Source organism: Mucilaginibacter sp., assembly GCF_041088075.1.
Classification (GTDB): domain Bacteria; phylum Bacteroidota; class Bacteroidia; order Sphingobacteriales; family Sphingobacteriaceae; genus Mucilaginibacter_A.
This window is the reverse complement of record NZ_JBGCVY010000005.1, coordinates 1-18,680: the sequence shown is the minus strand read 5'-3', so window position 1 is coordinate 18,680 and position 18,680 is coordinate 1. Positions and strand designations below refer to the sequence as shown.

Below are 18,680 nucleotides of genomic sequence, written 5' to 3'. Positions count from 1 at the left end.
AACTATTTAGATGAATACCATTTCCGTTTTAACAGAAGGGGGTTTTTAAAATCAATTTTTGATAAACTTATTACCAAAATGACTGAGGCTAAGCCGGTAAACTACAAAACGATCAAATGTGAACTAAATACATAATCCTATCAATTTATATTACCACATTCAGCCCCACTATTGGCAATAATATTGCTACCTGCCGTATTAATTTTCTTGTTCTCTGAATATCCCAAGTTGTCCTGATGTCGTCTTGTATTGTCGTTCTAAGTCAAACTGTTTTACAATGTGTTCTGGAATAGGAAGTTTACTTAAATTATTTGGCTCTACTTTTATTGCTCCTGAACCGTAACTTTTACCAACAAGTTTTAAGTTTTCTAATGGTTCAGGATGATTGAGGGCTTGCCATAGTTTGTCTACAAAATCTTTGTCGTTATAAAGTGGATAAACACAAAGAAAGCCTGTCAAGGGTAGAACAGCCGCCTCATTTTTTATAAACCTTGTATTCCGCCTGCCAAGGTATGCAAATAACAATGACGGCACTTCACGTTTTTCCATTTTATACCAAGGTTTACGTTGTTGGATTAATGCCCGATTTGGCAAACCCATTTTTTCTCCAATTTTAAGATAGTTTGATACGGATAGGGGAACATGGTCTGTACCCTTAATTGATAGTAAATAAGTAGGCCTGTTTTCATTTTCTAATTGATGAACATCATCTAATGTCAAAATGCTTTCAGTCACATCTTTTGTCCTTCCAATAGCCCTTTTAAGGAATTCTTCAGGTATATTTATTTCTTTTACTTGGCTTGCAGTCAAAAAGAAAAATTCATTAGATCCTGTAGCAATACCCCTCATAACGTTTGCAAAATCATTTAAGTGAAATTTAAAACCATTATGATTTTGTTCCGGGCGTGAAAACCCGGTTGCTATCCCTTCTTTAAGCTGACGGTTAAAAACACCAAGCGTTATAAATTTTTGCTTTTTAAATTTTGATGAAATAAAATCAAAGAGGTCTGTTGAATATGCTTCATTAGCCTTTACCCAATAAAGGCTTGTAACTGGCTTGGAATTTTTGATTAAGAAAACAATGGCATTGGTATCAACGTTTGGAAAAGGTGTAGCCTTTTCATCAAATGTTATAACACAATCTATGCAAAAGTTTTCTGAAATCCATTTCCACAAATTTTTTGCAAACTTTCCCTCACAAGTGTCTGCCGGCATAATAAATGCAAGTTTCCCATCTTGCTCTAAAAGGTTTAATGCTTGGATTAAAAAATAAATATGATAACCCGCCCTTCCATCTATTTTGTCTCCGGTAATATTTATTGAAAGTTTTTTTAAAATCTCCTTCGTTTCTTCGTCAATTCTATGATGCCGTATATATGGTGGATTTGCAACAATTGCCTTAAACTTTCTTTTAGGCGGGTTTTTTATAAAGTCTCTTTTCTCAACAATACAGTTAGTTCCGTTGTAGATTTCATCAGCCAAAACTTCTGCATCAATGTCGGTTCCATAAAATGAAATCTGAGGTTTATTGAGAATTGTTAATGCTTCATAAAACGCACCCCTGCCTGTGGCAGGGTCAAAAACCAAATCGGTATCTTCAGTTATATAAGCTACCATTGCCTCTGCAACCCAATTGGGCGTCCAAAACTGTCCTTTATCACGAAGGATTTCCCTTTCGCTCCATTTTGTTGGCAATTGTTGATGTGTTTTTATTTTGCCCATCAGAATTGCTGTAAAAGATTTATTGTATCAACAGTAATTTCTAATGTACCACCTTCAAATTTTACATAAGGTAAAATATGCCCGTTTTTGTCTTCAATATAAGCGGGAATTAATTCGGGCCTTTCTTTCGAAATCCCGAGAGGATAGGCATAATGATAATAATACTTATAAATAGCTTTTTTAGTAGTTGCCCCGCCGGGAGCTTGAAAAGTTTGGATTGTTGGTTCAATTAAACCATCTTTTACCAAGCGTTCCGCTTCATCAAAAGACAGCCCGTATGCCCTATCGAAGAATACGTGCCAAACATGAATCGGAACTTTGTTTATTTCCTGCCATCCTTTTAAAGGTATGCGGTCTTCTTCTTTAATTATAACTGTAGGTAAAACAGAAGATTTAGAAAGGCCCAATTTTCCACCAAGCCTTTTTTGTGCTTTAAGCGAAGAATTAAAAGAAGGCATTTTTTCAGCTACCCAAAGTGAGTTTTCACATTCAACTGCTATAATAGCTTTTTGTACTAATTCCTGCAGTTCATTTTCAACAATAAACGGCAGTTCTTCAACGCCTCCAATATCCTCGAGAAATTTGTCTACAAATGGCTTATCTTCTATTTTAAAAACCAATAAGTCTGGTCTTTTTATATTACCAAGCCCCGCCGCTTTAAGCCGTTCAAAATATAGTTCAAATGCCCTTACATCATTTGTTGGTGCGGTTCCGCTTGGTCCATACGCAATTGCATAAAATAATTTTGTATTGTTTATTGCATCGGTCAAGCGTTTTTCGCTCCATACTCCTTGCGACCACCTCATTAAAAAGTCACTGCCTCTTAACCTTCTTGGATTAAGCCAAAAATCAGCCCAGGTAATTTCTTTAATACCTGTAAGTTCCAGTCCAGTATCTTCTTTGGAAACTGATAGAACCTTTTCAAATGGGTGCATAGGGTCTGTCTAAATAATTTGCAGGTGAAATAAAAAAAGCTGTATCAGTTAGGTTAGCTCGAATATAACAGCTAACTCATAAATCAACGCGCCTTTCAGTTCACCAGTTACAAATCTAATTTTTATTTACAAAACCAATCCTAAATAAACCTACCTCACCTCATCCACTTCCAAAATCACACTCGCCCTTCCCGCATTTACAACCGGGTTAATTCCAACCCGCATCAAAAAATCACCGGTAAAAACAGCATTGTTTGGGATTGGGGATTTCGTTCCCGGATACAGGTTTACTTCTTTTACCAGGTAATTTTTGTTGGCATCCAAACCTTTTAATTGGATAGGCAATTTACTGCCTGCATCGTAACGGTTGCTTATTAAATAATTAAAAACAATGGCCTTGCTTTTGTCAAGGTTTAAGTATTGGATCGAGGCCAGATCATTTTTCCAGGGGCTTAACAAACGGTACTGGTCGCCGTGCCAAACCACATCACTAAAACCTTTGTAAGTTTGGATGGCTTGCTGGCAAAATTGCAGGTCTTTTTCGTTTAGTTTGCTTACGATCATATCAAAACCCAATTTGCCCATCATCGCCACATCCGTTCGGAATTTGATCGGCGCTTTGCTCCAATCCGTAACGTGGTTGTCCGAAGCAATGGCCGGAAAAAAGAAAGAATATTCCCATTGAATAAAAATGCGTTCCAAAGGGTCGGTATCATCACTTGGCCAATATTCTGTAAAGTATTTTAATGCGCCATAATCCACCCTTCCGCCGCCGCCCGAACACAACATCATTGGCACTTTTGGATACTTGGCGCGCAACCGATCCAAAATGTTGTACAAACCTTTTACATAATCAATGTACAAATGCGACTGGTTTTTTTCATAAGCAGAATAAGCATTGTAAATGACTGAATTGCAGTCCCATTTAACAAAACCCAATTGTGGGTTTTTGGTGAACAGATTATCCAAAATCCCAAACACAAAATCTTGCACTTTTGGGTTGCTTAAATCCAAAACCAATTGGTTGCGGAAATAATATTCTTCGCGGTTTGGTTGTTTAATCACCCAATCGGGGTGTTTTTCGTACAGTTCGCTTTTCGGGTTTACCATTTCCGGCTCCACCCAAATCCCAAACTTTACACCGTTGGCTTGTGCTTCTTTCACCAAATATCCAATTCCGCTTGGCAGTTTGGCTTTGTTTTCCTGCCAGTCGCCCAAACCGGCGTTGTCGTTGTTTCTTGGATATTTGTTGCCAAACCAACCATCGTCCAACAAAAAAACATCGGTCCCCAGTTTTTTGGTATCTTTTATCAAAGCGGCCAGTTTAGTTTCGTTAAAATCAAAATAAGTAGATTCCCAATTGTTCAAAATCGTCAGCCTCGGGCCGTTGCCATCTACAATCTTAAAATCCCTGGCCCAGCGTTGCAATTTGCGGCTTGCATCGCCTTTTCCATGATCGGAATACGTGTAAACAAAGGCCGGCGTTTTAAATTCTTCATTCGGTTTTAAACTGTAGGCCGAAGCATATGGGTTTATGCCGGCAATTAATCGTAAGTTTTTTAGCGGGTCAACTTCCAGGTCAATCTTAAAGTTGCCCGACCATTCCAACGATCCCAGCAATACTTTTCCTTCATCTTCGGTTGCCGCCTGATCGAAAGAAACTATAAAAGATGGTGGCTGGTACAAATCCGCACGTGTACCTAATTTGCTGTCCAGTACTTTAATTCCGGCCGTCAGTTCGCTTTCCTGCGGCTGCATTTCCCGCGCCCAATCGCCGTGATACTGTTTTAACCAGTAAGAATTTGCGCTGAAATACAAGTTGGCCGAAGCGAACTTTTGCAGCGTTACGTTCTTTTTTTCGTTGTGTTTGATAACCGACCATTGCTCAACCACGTCATCGTCCGCATAAACTTTATAAAACAACGTAACCTGGAAAGCATAAACCGGATCTTTTAAAACGATGCTGGTGAGCGAAACATTACGGCCCAACTGTTGCGTTTGGTCGCTTACATATTGCAGGTCCAGCGAATTGTTGCCATCGGCATGTGTAACTTCGATGGCAGGCTCCACCAAATTGCGGGAACCGGCAGGCGTATAAGCCGAATTTAAAACCCCGGAATAATCATCGCTTTGCCTGCGTGCCGATGGGATTTTTTGGTACTCATCTCTATTGGCAAGTTTTGTTCCGAAGTAAATCATGCCAATGCGTTTATCGGCACGAACTTGTAAAGCGATTGCGTTATGCTGAGATTCGATGGTGATGACTTTTGCCTGGGCCATCACTTGCGTTTCAGACAATAAAAAGGCTGATAAAAACAGTATGAGGGCTTTTTTGAGCATATTTAAGCCGACAGGATTTGGGTGTTGAAATTGCATAAAATTTAATCAGGTTAATTTTAGGTTGATAAAAGCAGCAGCTAATTTATATATTTTAAAGCGTTCGCCCGGCTTTGTTTTTTAACCAATACTGTTTTTACCGGCATAAAATTGGTGGCGGTTTCGATAAGAATATTTATTTTGATTTGTACAGTTCTTTGTGTTGAAGTGCTTACCTTTAAGCAATTACTTTCCTGCAACAAATACTTTTCAATCGTAAATGCTGTTTTTATAACAGTAAATTGAGATTTAAACAGAAACCGATAACCCTAAAACTGAACCCGCCATGAGCAAAGAAAAAAAATCAACCAAGGAAGCCAAAAAAGCGCCAAGCACCAACGCAAACAAAAAACAATCGAGCTACCAATCTGATAAAGGGTCGAAATCAGAAACGGCACCGGTTAAAAAATCCAAGTAACATGCAAGAACAAACCGTAGAAAACGAAACCCGAATGTACCTGTTCGATTTGATGAATACCGCAAAAGAACATGGTTTTAAAGCCGACGACAACTGGCAATTAAGTTTGGCAACTGATAAAGAACGGTCCAATATCCAGAAGAATTATCATCCAACAATTGCCGCCAAAATGTTTCCCGAAGTTTTGTTGCCGGTTTTTCATTCCATTAAATCCAAGTTACATCAAACTTTAAACAGCGAAGAGCAATTGATCAACACCAAAAGTATTTCGGCCGAAGATTTAAAGTTTTTGGTGGCTTTTGTGCCAACGCGGCCGCGTACTTAGTTCTAATTTTATCCGAAATTTTGTGCCCTAAAAGAAGCATGCAATTTAAACTTGCATGCTTCTTTTATGCCTTGTTTTTTGTTGTGATTTGATTGCAATTGTCCAAACTTGCAATCAAATTTATCCAACAAAACAACCTTTAGCCCAACCAATTATTTTTTGTGCCGGACAAGACCGTGAAAACTTTGAAGGTATCCTGAAAAAAACAAAAGCCGAGCAGCACAAGTTTCACGATGTTTATAAAACCGCCAAACAAATCAAAGAAAACTTTTTGCAAAATGTGCATTCTAAACCGGCTGAAAAAATAAACAAAGAATTGGAACATTTTAAACTGCCAACGCTGCCGGGAATAAAAGATGGGGTTCTGGAATTGTATAAGGAGTTGGGGGTTTGAGTTAGTGTTTTTGTTGATGCTGTTTTTATTGAGTAAAAGTTTATATTGATTCAAGACCTGAGGTCGAAAGACAGAGTACCAAATTTGGAATAACAGGAACAAGTTTAGGTTTTTTTGTTGTAATGTTTGTCAAATTGTAAATTAACAAATTACTTGTTAAAAGTAACTAAATTATTTCAAACACAACAATATTACAAACCCCGCCATCCCTCCCGCTGTTCTTCTTTAAAAAACACAACCCATGCGTATTGTAACTTTAGAAGAACACTTCACTTCGCCGGAACTGGTTAAAAGAATACCCAAAGAAGTGATTGCCGACCGCGGCTGGACATCGCCCGAAAACGCGCCGCCGATCATGCAGCAGGCACAAAAACTGTTGCCGGAAGTGGGCGACATCCGCTTAAAATCAATGGACGAAGCGGGCATTACGGTTCAGGTTATATCCGTTTCTGGCCCTGGCGCCGACCTTTTGCCTCCGGAAGAAGGCGTGCAGTTGGCCCGGGAATACAACAATGTGCTGGCCGAAAAAATTGCGGCGTACCCAACCCGTTTTGCCGGTTTTGCCCACTTGCCGATGACCGCGCCCGAAGCTGCGGCAGATGAACTGGAACGTGCCGTAAAAGAATTGGGTTTTTGCGGCGCGCTGATCAACGGCACCACCAATAACCTTTTTCTAGACCATGCTTCTTTTATGCCTATTTTATCAAAGGCGCAGGAGTTGGACGTACCGATTTACCTTCACCCAAACTTTCCGCAAAAAGCTGTGCGCGAGGCATATTACGGTAATTTTCCCGATGCCGTCAGTTCGATTTTGGCTTCGGGCGCTTTTGGCTGGCATGCAGAAACAGGCATCCATATATTGCGGCTGTTTGCTTCGGGCACGTTAAACCGTTTCCCAAAACTGCAACTGATTATTGGCCACATGGGCGAAATGCTGCCCTTTATGATGGCCAGGAGCGAAGACATGCTGAACAAAGAACTGGTAAAATCAGACCGTAGCCTGAGCGAAGTTTTACGCCAGCAAATCAACATTACCAGCAGTGGCTTTTTTACGTTGCCGCCGCTAAAAACCGCCATCGAAACTTTTGGTATAGACCGGATCCTGTTTTCGGTAGATTATCCTTTTAGCGAAAACGAAAAAGGAAAAGCATTTTTAGACAATTTGGATTTACCGGCAGCAGACCTGGAAAAGTTTCTGCATGGCAACGCCGACCGTTTGCTGAAATTGAAAGTTTAGCCTTGTGCTTTTCTCATCACAATTATAATCTTAAAACCTGTGATGCTTCTTTTACCGGCATAAAAACAGTATCCAAAACTTAATGGACAACAGCGGCGGTTTCGGCTGCCGCTGCTATTGGTTCTGCAATATTTTTCCGGCTGATGATTAAAACCAGCAACGCCAGCAAACTGGTAACTGCAATAATGGCCACCATGGGCAAAGCAGAATGAACGCTGAACAAGCTTACGGCAACCGAGGCCAGCGTGCCCAAACCCAATTGCAATGCGCCCATCAAAGACGAAGCACTGCCTGCATTTTTTGAAAAAGGCGCCAGCGAAAGTGCCGCCGCATTCGGGTTGGTAATGCCCAAACAACTTAGAAAAAGGAAAAGCATGGCGATGGTTCCGTACAGGCCGAGCAGGTTGGCCAGGGTTCCCGCGAGGAAAATTAAACCAACAATAACCTGGCAAACCAAAGCGCCAAATACAATCTGTTCGCTCCGGTATTTTTTGAGCAGCCAACTGTTCAACTGGCTGGAACCGATTAAACCGATGGAAAGAAAAGCAAAAATCCAACCGTAAACTTTGCCGTTGACGCGATAAATATCCATAAAAACCAATGGCGAACCGGCCACATAAGCAAACAAACCCGAAAAAGCCACAGCACCGGTAAACGCATAAGTGTAAAATTGCGGCTCGCGCAAAACCGACCAAAAGTTGAGCAGAATAGGTTTCGGTTTTAAGGAAATCGAAGCATCGGGCTGATAACTGTCCGGCAGGAAAAAGACTGTCGCCAGCAGGATCAATCCGGCAATAACGGACAGGACCAGGAAAACGGACTGCCAGCCAAAAGCAGCCGTAACGTAGCCGCCAACGGTAGGCGCAAGCATAGGCGAAGCGCCAACAACCAGCATCAGCAAAGAGAAAACTTTGGCATTGTCTTTCACAGGAAAAAGGTCGCGCACCATGGTAATCGAAGCGACGGCCGCGGCACAACTGCCAATGGCCTGCACAAAACGCAGCACAATCAAAGCTTCGATACTTCGGACAGACATACAACCGATGGAAGCCAGAATATAAACCACCAGGCCAACGTACAGCGGTTTCTTCCGGCCAAAACGATCAAGCAACGGCCCGTAAAGCAACTGCCCGGCAGAAATCCCGATAAAAAAGCTGGACAGCGAAAGCGAAACCCGCGCAACCGTAGTTTTTAAATCCTGCGCAATGGCCGGAAAACCGGGCAAATACATATCAATGGAAAACGGGCCGAGTGCAGTTAAAGTGCCTAATATGAGGATGAGGAAAAAGTAGCGTTTTTGGGTCATGAGGGCTTATTAAAGTTGTAAGTTGAAGTGAATACTTCTTTTACAGGTGTTTTTTTAAGCCACAAAGGTTATATTATGTTTTGAAATTAAAAACATGAAATTTATACCGGTTTTTAATTAACGGGCCGCTTGAATTGTAGAATCTCTTTGCGAAATGTTAGTTGATAAACATGGTATCGTATATTCTTCAATTTTAAGGTTTAACCCAACCGGCTCAACTTGAACTTTTAAGCAAAGTGGATCCTCATTTTTTGTGTTTGAAATTTTTGGTAAAGCTTTATTAAATTTAACATTTCTTTTATGTTTTGAGGCAATTGCCCTCAAGTTTAAATTGCGAATTAATGGAAGTGTAATTGCATTTATTTTTGTTGCTTGTTGCGCTTTGTTAAACTTGTTTAAATCAATAATTTCCTTATCGGCAACTTCAGATTTTACAATGTTGATCGGTTTTACTTGTTTGCTAAAATTAAACAATGACCATATTATAAACATGAAAAAAACAAGCAAGAAAGCCCCTCGTAATACAGGTGTATAAAAAAAACTGGGTAGTTTGAAGTTATAGAATTGAAATTTAACTACAGGCTTGTTATGTGTGGAGCGAAAAGTGTTTTTTAAATTTTGTTTAATAATAGCATCCGGCGCAATAACAGGCCCATTAGTAAACGATGCAATTGCTTGACTGAGCAGCAAATGATACTTTTGATATTCTTCTTGAGTTACATGTTGTAAAACATACTTTTTTTCCCCGTCAACTAATTTTTCAAACGGTTTATGTATAAGTAGTTCTTCCAGTTTTTTTTCAAATATATCCATCACTTGATTTCTTTATAAGGGTTAAACATAGCTAACTTTTGTGATAACTTTTTGATTGTGTAAAACAACCTTGATTTAACTGTCCCTTCGCAACATTCCATTACCTGGCTTATTTCCTTAACGGTCATATATTCTTTGTATCTTAAAACAAATGTAAGGCTGTGGTTTTCGTCTAACTTGTGCAATTCACTTGTTAATATTCTACTAAAAAGGTCTTTGTCATATTTATCTGTTAAATTATTTAAGGGCAGCTCCTCAAGTATCTTGTCAAAATCATAGTCGTTTACTTTTACACCTCTTACGTCTAACCTTCTGTACTCATTTTTACACATGTTTGCTGCAATCGAATATATCCAAACCTTAAACTTTAAGTCAGGGTTGTAGCCATCCGCTTTTTCGATAATTTTTATAAATAAATCCTGCAGGAAATCCTGTGCTTTTTCATCATCCCGATATAACCGTTGATGGAAAAAGCGAACCATTTTTTCTGAATACCGATTATAAAGTTCATCAAAAGCCCTTTCATTGCCCTTTATTACAAATAACATTAACTCTTCATCAGAGTTAAGCTTGTATTTTTTTGCTATAAAGGAAAACATCTTCTTTGTACCTTTTTAAAAGGATTATTTTCCGGAAGATTCAAAATTGTTATTTGTTGGTTTTGTTGGTTCTGGCTTAGTCCCTAAAACAGTTACCGGTACACTTTTACCTACAATTGTAAATGTTAAATCATCCAACCATACATTGCCCTCCCCTGCTAATAATACACCATAACTTATATTCAAACTATTATTTGGAACATCCAATACTGTTTCATATTTCCTCCAAGCTGTAGTCCCTTTCACCGGCCTGCTTTGCATATTATCAAAACCAATCACTTTTCCTTTATCGCCATCAACCCGAAACCACATCCCTGCCCAATCTGTTACATTATTAGATTTGATAAAACCTGTCAGCTTGACCCGTTTTCCTAAATAATCTTTTGGCACAAAAACTTGCATGATCGTTCCAAACCCTGTTGATTGTTTAATTGATTTAAGGTAGGCAACTTTACCGCCTCTTTCGGCATTGTTTTCAACCCCTATTTCGTAACTGGCAGGGCTATTGCCTGCAAGGAACCATCCTTTAACATCAACTTTTCCCTTAAATTTATAGGCGCTAAAAAGGAACCCGGCAAAAGCAATCAACATAATTGCGGTAATAAAATGTATTTTTTTCATGGTGCTTGTTATTTAGTTTTCAAACCTTAGTACACCTCAACCACACGAACGTTCAAAATAAAAGTATTTTTTTGTTAACGATTAATGTCAACATCTAAAGTTGGCAGGCGTTGAAACATTGCCACCTACTGATTATATCCTTTTTGCGGGGCAGTAAAAGTTACAAGTACCAATTTTATGCCGATAAAAGAAGCATCAAACAAAACATCCAATGCTTCTTTTATCACCTAAAATTTGACAAGTTAATTTTCCACAACTTTAGGTTTTGTTACAACCATGGTTTTTATGGAGAGGGCAGGAAAAAAATATTTCAAAAAAATTTCTCCCATCCGGATTCGTACCCAACTTTATTTTCTTTAACCACAATCCGGTTTGCATCAACAATACTTGCCGCTTTTGCTGCCGGCAGCATTTATTTCAAACGAATTGTTTTTATTTTTAATGCCGAAAACTGCGAATGAAATTGATAACGTTGCGTACATTCGTTGGAATCAACCTGCCTGAAGCTTAAACAAAAAAATGCTGTTTTTACCTTGTTAAAATTATAAGGCCAAGTTGTCCATTTCGGAGGTTAAGCAATGGGTACGGGTTAAATTTTTATTAAGGCAGTGGTTAAAATAATATGTTTTGAAAATATTACGTTAACAACAACAAAGCCGGGCTGGCCTTTATTTTCGTAGGTATTGAGTAAATAAACCTGCTTTTTGTCAAAGATGATATGATTAAACAACTATCAAAATTTTTACCGGGTTTATTAATACTTCTTTTATCAACCATAAACTTGGTAAAAGCGCAAACTGTATCCAATGAAGGCGTGGAGTTTTGGTCTGTTTTTCCTACGCATCTACCAAATACCTACTCAGAACTTGCCAATATCAGTATTTTTATCACCGGCAAAGCCAACTCTTCGGGCACGGTTTCGGTCGGAGGCTTTTCGCAAAAGTTTACCGTTGTTGCCAATACCGTTACCGAAATCCAAGTCCCACGCAACAGTGCTTACATTAATAATTTTGAAAGTGGCAAGGTATTGTCCAATCGTGCCATTCACATTGTGGTAGATGCCAGCCAGCCTCCGGTAGTGGTATATGCCCACATTTTTGCAGGAAAAAGGTCTGCCGCATCATTGATATTGCCGGTAAAAGCTTTGGGGCAAAAATATTTTAGTATAAATTATACACAAAACTTAAATAGTTATGCAACCGGAGTTGGTCAAAACTTTATCACGCTTGTAGCAAGTGAAGCCAATACAAAAGTTTTTATAAAGCAAGGAACAAGGGATTTAGTTCCGGGAGGTGTTACACTGGCCAACGTTGGCGATGTTTATGAATATCTTTCTTCAACTGACCTCACCGGCGTAGTTGCAATTGTTGATTCTGTTACATCTGGCTGCAAACGTTTTGCCATGTTCTCCGGAAGCAGCGGCACCTCAGTAAATGACCCCACTTGTGATCCCTTGTCTCTTGATCCGCTTTATCAGCAAAATTATCCTATCGAAAGCTGGGGAAGAACATATGGCTTTATTCCGTTTAGCATGATACCACCCAGTGGCAGAGGCGCATTAGAAAGGACGCTTGGACAATATGTCCGTGTTGTGGCCCAAAGCGACAACACGAACGTAATGATAAATGGCAGTACCGTTGCAACACTAAATAGCGGTGGTTTTTATTCTTCCCCAAGTCCGTTAACCCAGCCTGCAAATATTTCTGCTGATAAACCCATTTGTGTGGCACAATATGCTTTAACAGAAGGCTGCTCCAATATAAATACTAATGCTCCGGCTTTAGGTGACCCGGACATGGTCATCCTTAACCCTATTGAATACAGTATTAAAAACATCACTGTCTATTCATCCACCCGCGAGGCAATTACCGAACAATATATAAATGTGCTGATAAAAACAGCATCGGCGGCAAGCTTTCGCATCAATGGCGCTGTACCTTCCACGCCTTTTGTCCCGATGGCGCAATTGCCTGGTTACTCTTACCTTCAGCTTAATTTAAATGGCCTGCGCACCAACAATTTCAACCTTACTGCGGATGACGGTTTTAATGCCATCGCTTATGGTTTTGGCCAGGTAGAGTCCTATTCTTATTCGGCTGGTACAAACTTGGCCACCACCGTTACCGCTACGGTTGTTGACCCGATTTCCAAATTGTCTATCACCAGTGCCTGTGTTTACGACCAGTATTTTTTGCAGTTAACGCTGAACGTGCCAACAAAACATATTGAATGGCGAATCAGCCCTTCTAACATGGCCCCTATCATTCAGGACAATCCGGTTGCGCGCGATACAACAATCAACAACCAGCCTTTTTATGTTTACAGAATCCCGAAACCGGCCGTGTTTAACAAAGCCGGCGTTTACAGCGTGGATATTACAGCAAATCTGCCCCCGTCATCACGCGGCTGCCCGATCGGCGACCAGAAATATAATTTTCCGTTTACCGTTTACAGTGCGCCGGTTACTGCTTTTACCATGCCGGCCAGCGTTTGTTTGGGCGATACCGTAAGATTTGTTGACAAAAGTACCGATAGCAGCAAAACGGTAAAAAGCTGGATCTGGAAGTTTGGCGATGGCAGCACTTCTACCCTGCAAAATCCAACCCATGTTTATGCAGCTCCCGGCACAGATACCGTAAGTTTAACGGCCATTTCCGAAAGCGGCTGCCAAACAACCATTCAAAAATACATCAAGGTAAACAACCTGCCGAATGCTTCTTTTACCGTTAAAAATTCGGTGTTTAAAGATTATGCCGTGTTTTTTAAAGATGCCTCGACCATTGTTGCAGGTAAAATTGTAAAATGGACCTGGGATTTTGGAGACGGAATTACTGCTGTCCGTACCAATGCCAACCAGTTCGAGCATGACTATACTGCTGCCGGAACTTATAAAGTTGCTTTAACGGTTGTTTCTGATGCAGGCTGTACCGGTATGGTTACGCAATCGGTAACGGCAAAACCTGGCTACAAACCTAATTTTAAACTACCCGAAGTTTGTTCTGCCGACCTTTCGTCCCAGTTTTTGGATTTGACTGCCGATTCTGTTGGTACAGCTGCCACTTTAACTTATTTATGGAATTTTGGCGATGCCGATGCCAACGCTGCCAACCCGAATACTTCAACCGATAAAAACCCAACGCACCGTTTCGGCAAAGCACAAGTTTACCAAATCACGCTTACGGTTACGGCTGATGACGGCAGTTCGGCTACCATCACCAAACCTTTTCAGGTAAACGGATCAATGCCTAAAGCAGCTTTCAATATCATCACTTCCGGCAATGTTTGCAGTATTTCGCCTATCAATTTTAAAAATTTGGCCAATGTTGATGTCGGTTCGATCACCAAAATTGAATGGTATTTTGATTATCAAAACAAAAAAACCGTTGACCTGACCGACGAAGACCCAACACCCGGCAAAATATACACGTACCAATTTGATCCTTTTAACACGCCTGCCACCAAAACTTACACCGTCCGCATGGTTGCTTATTCCGGGATAACTTGTATGGATATTATGGATCAAACCATTACCATCAACGCAACGCCAAAAGTGGTTTTTACCGCATTGGGCAGCGTTTGCCAGGAAGTTAATCCTTTTCAAATTACGCAAGCGGCAGACATCAGCGGTGGTGCCGGAAAAGGTATTTATTCCGGTGCCGGGGTTTCTGCCTCAGGCCTGTTTAGCCCGGCTGCTGCCGGTATTGGCACGCACTTAATTAAATATGTTTTTACCAACAGCAGCGGTTGTGCCGATTCGCTTTCGCAGCCCATCACCGTAAACCCAACCCCTGTTTTGGATGCCGGCAAAAATATTTCTGTACACATTGGCGAACAGGCCAGGCTTTCGCCTAAAGTTTCGGGCAAGATTTTGAGCTACCTGTGGACACCTGCCACTGGTTTAAGCAACCCGCGCATTGCCAACCCGGTTGCAACGCCTTCGGATGATATCACGTACCGCCTTACCGTAACTTCTACCGATAGTTGTACGGCTACCGATACCATTTCTATCCGTATTTTGAAAATCCCAATCATCCCAAATACTTTCACCCCAAATAATGATGGCACGAACGATGTTTGGAATATCAAAAATTTAGACCGCTACCCGGATTGTGTGATGGATATTTACAACCGTTACGGTGTGCGGATGTTCCACTCGATTGGCTACGGCACCGCTTGGGACGGCCGCTATAACGGGCAGGAAGTTCCGGTGGGCACGTATTATTATGTTTTGAATTTGAGGGACGGAACTAAAAACTATGGCGGCTATGTTACGGTTATCCGATAATTGTAAATAAATTAGCAGCACAATTATAAACTTTTATTGCCTGACTTGTTAAATAAGCAGCATTACAATTATTATTAAAATTTTTTACTGGTAAAAGAAGCATCATGAAAAACAAATCCATTTTATTTTCTGCATTGGTTATCCTATTTTTAACAACGGCTTGCAACAGCAAGCATAAAAATTACGGGCTGGGACGACAGGATACTGTTTATTCCGGTGATAGCACTAATAATATCCAAAACACAGTGCCGCCAAACGACACAACAGGAAACAATAAAAAGCAAAAACAATAAGAGCCTTAAAATTTATTTGACAGAATGCACATGCTTCTTTTATCACCCTAAAATTGGTAAGCATCCGGTTTTATTTAAATTGATGCAGGCACCAATTTTTATAGGATAAAAGAAGCATTGGTGTTTATTTATAGTTTTGAACAGCAAGTAAGCTGAACATAGCATATTTTACAGAAAGACAATTTTAAACAAACAGAAAAGCCGGAACAAATTGTTCCGGCTTTTTCGCATAAAGATTTTTTTTAAAACGCTGATGCTTCTTTTATGGGGTCTTTTTTGTTGTGCTTTGCTGCTGCATTGGGTTTCCGCCGGAAGTTACGCCACGAGGCAAACTTTGCTGCTTAAACAGTTCGAAGCGAGATGGCGTGAAACTGCGCGGCCAGCTATTGTTCTCTTCGTCAATATCCGCCGTTTCGCGGTAAGGGTCAATTTTGATTGATTTTACTTCTTTTACCTTGGCAAAAACTTTGGAGATCTTTTGCTCGTTTTTCCGCCAGATGTAGGCCGAAATCCGATCTACTTCTTTGGTGCCATCAACATAAGTCCATTCTACAATCAGCGGCATCACCAAACCACCTTTGTTGCTTAAATTCAACTGGTAAAAATAGTTCTTGCTTTCGTAAAACTGTTTTTCCTCCGGCGAAAGCGAGTTGTACATCGCCTGGTAACTTTCTTTGGTAACAGGAGTTGCCGAGAAACGGTCAAACTTTCCGTAAAAATCTTTTAAGGAAGTATCTGCTTCTACCGCAAATTTTGTCCCTTCTTCCCTGTTTCTTTGTGCGCTGATGTGTTGCAAATTATTGCGCTCGTATTGCTGCCGGTCGTAAGTTGCATTTGTTTCCGGGTTTTTGGTGTTGATGGTATAAGCTTTCACGCTGTCCAACGAAATATCAACCGGATCAGTGCCGTAAAACCAGCCGCGCCAAAACCAGTCTAAATCTACCGCCGAAGCATCTTCCATCGTCCTAAAAAAGTCAGCAGGCGTTGGATGTTTAAAAGCCCAGCGTTGCGCGTAGGTTTTAAAAGCGTAATCAAACAGTTTTCTGCCCATTACCGTTTCGCGCAAAATATTTAAAGCGGTTGAAGGCTTGGCATAAGCATTCGGGCCGAAACGGGCAATGTTCTCCGAATTGGTCATGATCGGTTCCAGTTCATCTTTCGGCAACTTCATGTAATCCACAATTTTGTAGGCCGGGCCGCGCTGCGACGGGAAGTTGTTGTCCCAGTCCTGCTCGGCCAAAAACTGGCAAAACGTATTCAAACCTTCGTCCATCCAGGTCCATTGCCGCTCATCCGAATTCACAATCATCGGAAAAAAATTGTGGCCAACTTCGTGCGTGATCACACCAATCATGCCGTTTTTGGTTGCCTCACTGTACGTTCCGTCTTTTTCGGCACGGCCATAATTAAAACAGATCATCGGATATTCCATCCCGTTGGATGCTTCCACCGAAATAGCGCTTGGGTAAGGATACGGGAAAGTATGCGCAGAATAAACTTTCAGCGTGTGCGCCACTACTTTAGTCGAATAACGGCGGTACAACGGGTAAGCTTCCGGTCCGTAATACGACATCGCCATTACTTTTTTGCCGCCTTCTATTTGGGTTGACATGCCGTCCCAAACAATCCTGCGGGAAGAAACCCAGGCAAAATCACGCACGTTTTCTGCGGCATACGTCCAGGTTTTGCGTGCTTGTGCGTGTCCTTTCATCCGGTCTTTTACTTCGTTTAGCGTTACAATTTCAACCGGTTCTTTGGATGTTTGTGCCTGGTTCCAACGTCTTAGTTGTGCAGCAGAAAGATTTTGGCTGTAATTCTGGCACAAACCGGTTGCACCAACCACATGATCGGCAGGAACATTCAAATTCACTTTAAAGTTTCCGAAAGCCAAAGCAAACTCGCCGCTGCCGATAAACTGCTTGTTTTGCCAGCCCTGGAAATCGCTGTAAACCGCCATCCTAGGATACCACTGCGTCATGGTGTACAAGTAGTTTTTATCCTCCGGAAAATACTCGTAACCGCCTCTTCCACCAATAGTTAAACGGTCGGAAATGTTATAAAACCAGGCTACTTTAAACTTAAACTTTTCGCCTGGCAGCAAAGTTTTGGGCAGTTCCACCCGCATCATCGTTTCATTGATGGTGTACGGAATTGCTTTTCCGCCCGCATCGGTTACCGTTAAAACATGGTCGCCCAAATCCAGGTTATTGCCCATAATGGATTGCAACTGGCGCAAACTCATCTTTTCCTGCATTTTGCTTTCGCTGGCAGTGCTGCCCTGCGAATCTTTACGGTGCTGGTTTTCATCCAACTGCAACCACAAATACGTCAGCGGATCGGGAGAATTGTTGAAGTAAGTAATGGTTTCCGTGCCGTCCAAACGTTGCTTGTCGTCGTTCAAAGTTGCGTTGATTTCGTAATCCGCGCGTTGCTGCCAGTATTTTGAACCGGGCGCGCCGGAAGCAGAACGGAACATGTTCGGGTCGGAAATCATCGTGCCCAACTGTTCAAATTTGTTGCCGTGGTTGGAGCCGGGATTGTTATCGTATTGCGCCCGGACAGCCGAACTGAACAACGCAATACAGGAAATAGCGAGATAAATTTTCTTCATCTAAAAATAATTTGTTGAAAACGATCAATACATAGCATTAAAGCAATGCCAAAGATAGCCGAAGATAGAAAAAAACTCCAGTCGGCAGGTTTAATTTTGAAAGTTTTGATCAGCAAAAACGATAAGAGTAATACAGAAATTACAATTAAAACCTGCCCGCACTCTAAACCGACGTTAAAAGCGAACAATTGCGCCACGATGTTGGTGCTTTTGCCCAACAAACTTTTTAAATAATTGGAAAAGCCCAAACCGTGTATCAACCCAAAAAACAAAGCCAGAAAATAAGTGAGGTTGATGGTTTTTTGCGCGATGCTTCTTTTACCGATGTTATTTAGGGCTGTGATAACGATGGTAACCGGGATTAAAAATTCAATCAGCGAGGTATTGATATGGATGATGTTAAACACACTTAAAGCCAGTGTGATGGAATGGCCGATGGTAAAAGCGGTAACCAAAATCAAAACTTTGCGCCAATCTTTTAACTGATAAATACCGCATAAAACGGTTACAAACAAAATATGGTCGTAGCCTTGCCAGTTGCAAATGTGCTGGATGCCAAGTTGAAAGTATAAGGAAAAATCGGGCATAAAAGAAGTATTGGTTAATGTGGCTAATTATAGCTTTTTTTGAAAGATAATTTGAAAAGCTTACAAACATGTTACAACTTTTGCTGATTTCCTGGTTTCGTATTTTCCATCCGTTTTATGTTAGCGTTACCGAGATCAAACAAAACCCTAGCAACCAT

At 40.9% G+C, this 18,680-nt stretch carries 15 protein-coding genes; 6 read left to right on the top strand and 9 right to left on the bottom strand.

The features are described from left to right. Positions 1-198 precede the first annotated feature (198 nt). From V5804_RS00415 to V5804_RS00405, 3 genes are all read right to left on the bottom strand, one after another. A complete protein-coding gene (locus tag V5804_RS00415) occupies positions 199-1,722 on the bottom strand; it encodes an N-6 DNA methylase (RefSeq protein ID WP_369589397.1) in 1,524 nt (507 codons plus the stop codon). Then, on the bottom strand, positions 1,722-2,657 hold the full coding sequence (locus V5804_RS00410) for an AccI family restriction endonuclease (protein ID WP_369589396.1): 936 nt from the start codon (positions 2,655-2,657) through the stop codon (positions 1,722-1,724). Before V5804_RS00410 ends, V5804_RS00415 begins: the two co-directional genes overlap by 1 nt. 150 nt (positions 2,658-2,807) lie before the next feature. Continuing rightward, complete coding sequence (locus V5804_RS00405; protein ID WP_369589395.1) at positions 2,808-4,997, bottom strand: alpha-galactosidase; 2,190 nt, start codon at positions 4,995-4,997, stop codon at positions 2,808-2,810. Between the two features lie 322 nt (positions 4,998-5,319). Between V5804_RS00405 and V5804_RS00400 the strand changes: the two genes are divergently transcribed. The 4 genes from V5804_RS00400 to V5804_RS00385 all read left to right on the top strand — a co-directional run bounded on the left by V5804_RS00400 (position 5,320) and on the right by V5804_RS00385 (position 7,407). Then, positions 5,320-5,451 (top strand): hypothetical protein, encoded by a 132-nt coding sequence (locus tag V5804_RS00400; RefSeq protein WP_369589394.1) that lies wholly within the window; start codon positions 5,320-5,322, stop codon positions 5,449-5,451. A 1-nt stretch (position 5,452) separates the two neighbouring features. Next, positions 5,453-5,776 carry a hypothetical protein gene (locus tag V5804_RS00395; protein ID WP_369589393.1) on the top strand — a complete coding sequence of 108 codons (324 nt, stop codon included), beginning with the start codon at positions 5,453-5,455 and terminating at the stop codon, positions 5,774-5,776. A gap of 55 nt (positions 5,777-5,831) precedes the next feature. Further along, positions 5,832-6,170 carry a hypothetical protein gene (locus V5804_RS00390; protein ID WP_369589392.1) on the top strand — a complete coding sequence of 113 codons (339 nt, stop codon included), beginning with the start codon at positions 5,832-5,834 and terminating at the stop codon, positions 6,168-6,170. 241 nt (positions 6,171-6,411) lie between these two features. Next, positions 6,412-7,407 carry an amidohydrolase family protein gene (locus V5804_RS00385; RefSeq protein ID WP_369589391.1) on the top strand — a complete coding sequence of 332 codons (996 nt, stop codon included), beginning with the start codon at positions 6,412-6,414 and terminating at the stop codon, positions 7,405-7,407. Positions 7,408-7,486: 79 nt separating this feature from the next. Here V5804_RS00385 and V5804_RS00380 read toward each other — a convergent pair whose 3' ends face one another. From V5804_RS00380 to V5804_RS00365, 4 genes are all read right to left on the bottom strand, one after another. Further along, positions 7,487-8,713, bottom strand: coding sequence for a multidrug effflux MFS transporter (locus V5804_RS00380; RefSeq protein WP_369589390.1), 1,227 nt, complete (start codon positions 8,711-8,713; stop codon positions 7,487-7,489). Between the two features lie 117 nt (positions 8,714-8,830). After that, positions 8,831-9,526, bottom strand: coding sequence for a hypothetical protein (locus tag V5804_RS00375; RefSeq protein ID WP_369589389.1), 696 nt, complete (start codon positions 9,524-9,526; stop codon positions 8,831-8,833). Continuing rightward, a complete protein-coding gene (locus V5804_RS00370) occupies positions 9,526-10,125 on the bottom strand; it encodes an RNA polymerase sigma factor (protein ID WP_369589388.1) in 600 nt (199 codons plus the stop codon). The genes V5804_RS00375 and V5804_RS00370 overlap by 1 nt, the downstream gene beginning before the upstream one ends. A gap of 24 nt (positions 10,126-10,149) precedes the next feature. Beyond that, a complete protein-coding gene (locus V5804_RS00365) occupies positions 10,150-10,746 on the bottom strand; it encodes a hypothetical protein (protein ID WP_369589387.1) in 597 nt (198 codons plus the stop codon). A gap of 718 nt (positions 10,747-11,464) precedes the next feature. Between V5804_RS00365 and V5804_RS00360 the strand changes: the two genes are divergently transcribed. Together V5804_RS00360 and V5804_RS00355 are read left to right on the top strand one after the other, a co-directional pair. Next, entirely contained in the window at positions 11,465-15,031 is a 3,567-nt protein-coding gene (locus tag V5804_RS00360) for a PKD domain-containing protein (protein WP_369589386.1), read from the top strand. A gap of 104 nt (positions 15,032-15,135) precedes the next feature. Further along, positions 15,136-15,324 carry a hypothetical protein gene (locus tag V5804_RS00355; protein ID WP_369589385.1) on the top strand — a complete coding sequence of 63 codons (189 nt, stop codon included), beginning with the start codon at positions 15,136-15,138 and terminating at the stop codon, positions 15,322-15,324. Positions 15,325-15,586: 262 nt separating this feature from the next. Here V5804_RS00355 and V5804_RS00350 read toward each other — a convergent pair whose 3' ends face one another. Both V5804_RS00350 and V5804_RS00345 read right to left on the bottom strand, forming a co-directional pair. Then, positions 15,587-17,935 (bottom strand): M1 family metallopeptidase, encoded by a 2,349-nt coding sequence (locus tag V5804_RS00350; RefSeq protein ID WP_369589384.1) that lies wholly within the window; start codon positions 17,933-17,935, stop codon positions 15,587-15,589. Further along, positions 17,932-18,522, bottom strand: a complete 591-nt coding sequence (locus V5804_RS00345; protein WP_369589383.1) for a HupE/UreJ family protein — start codon at positions 18,520-18,522, stop codon at positions 17,932-17,934. Before V5804_RS00345 ends, V5804_RS00350 begins: the two co-directional genes overlap by 4 nt. Positions 18,523-18,680 lie beyond the last annotated feature (158 nt).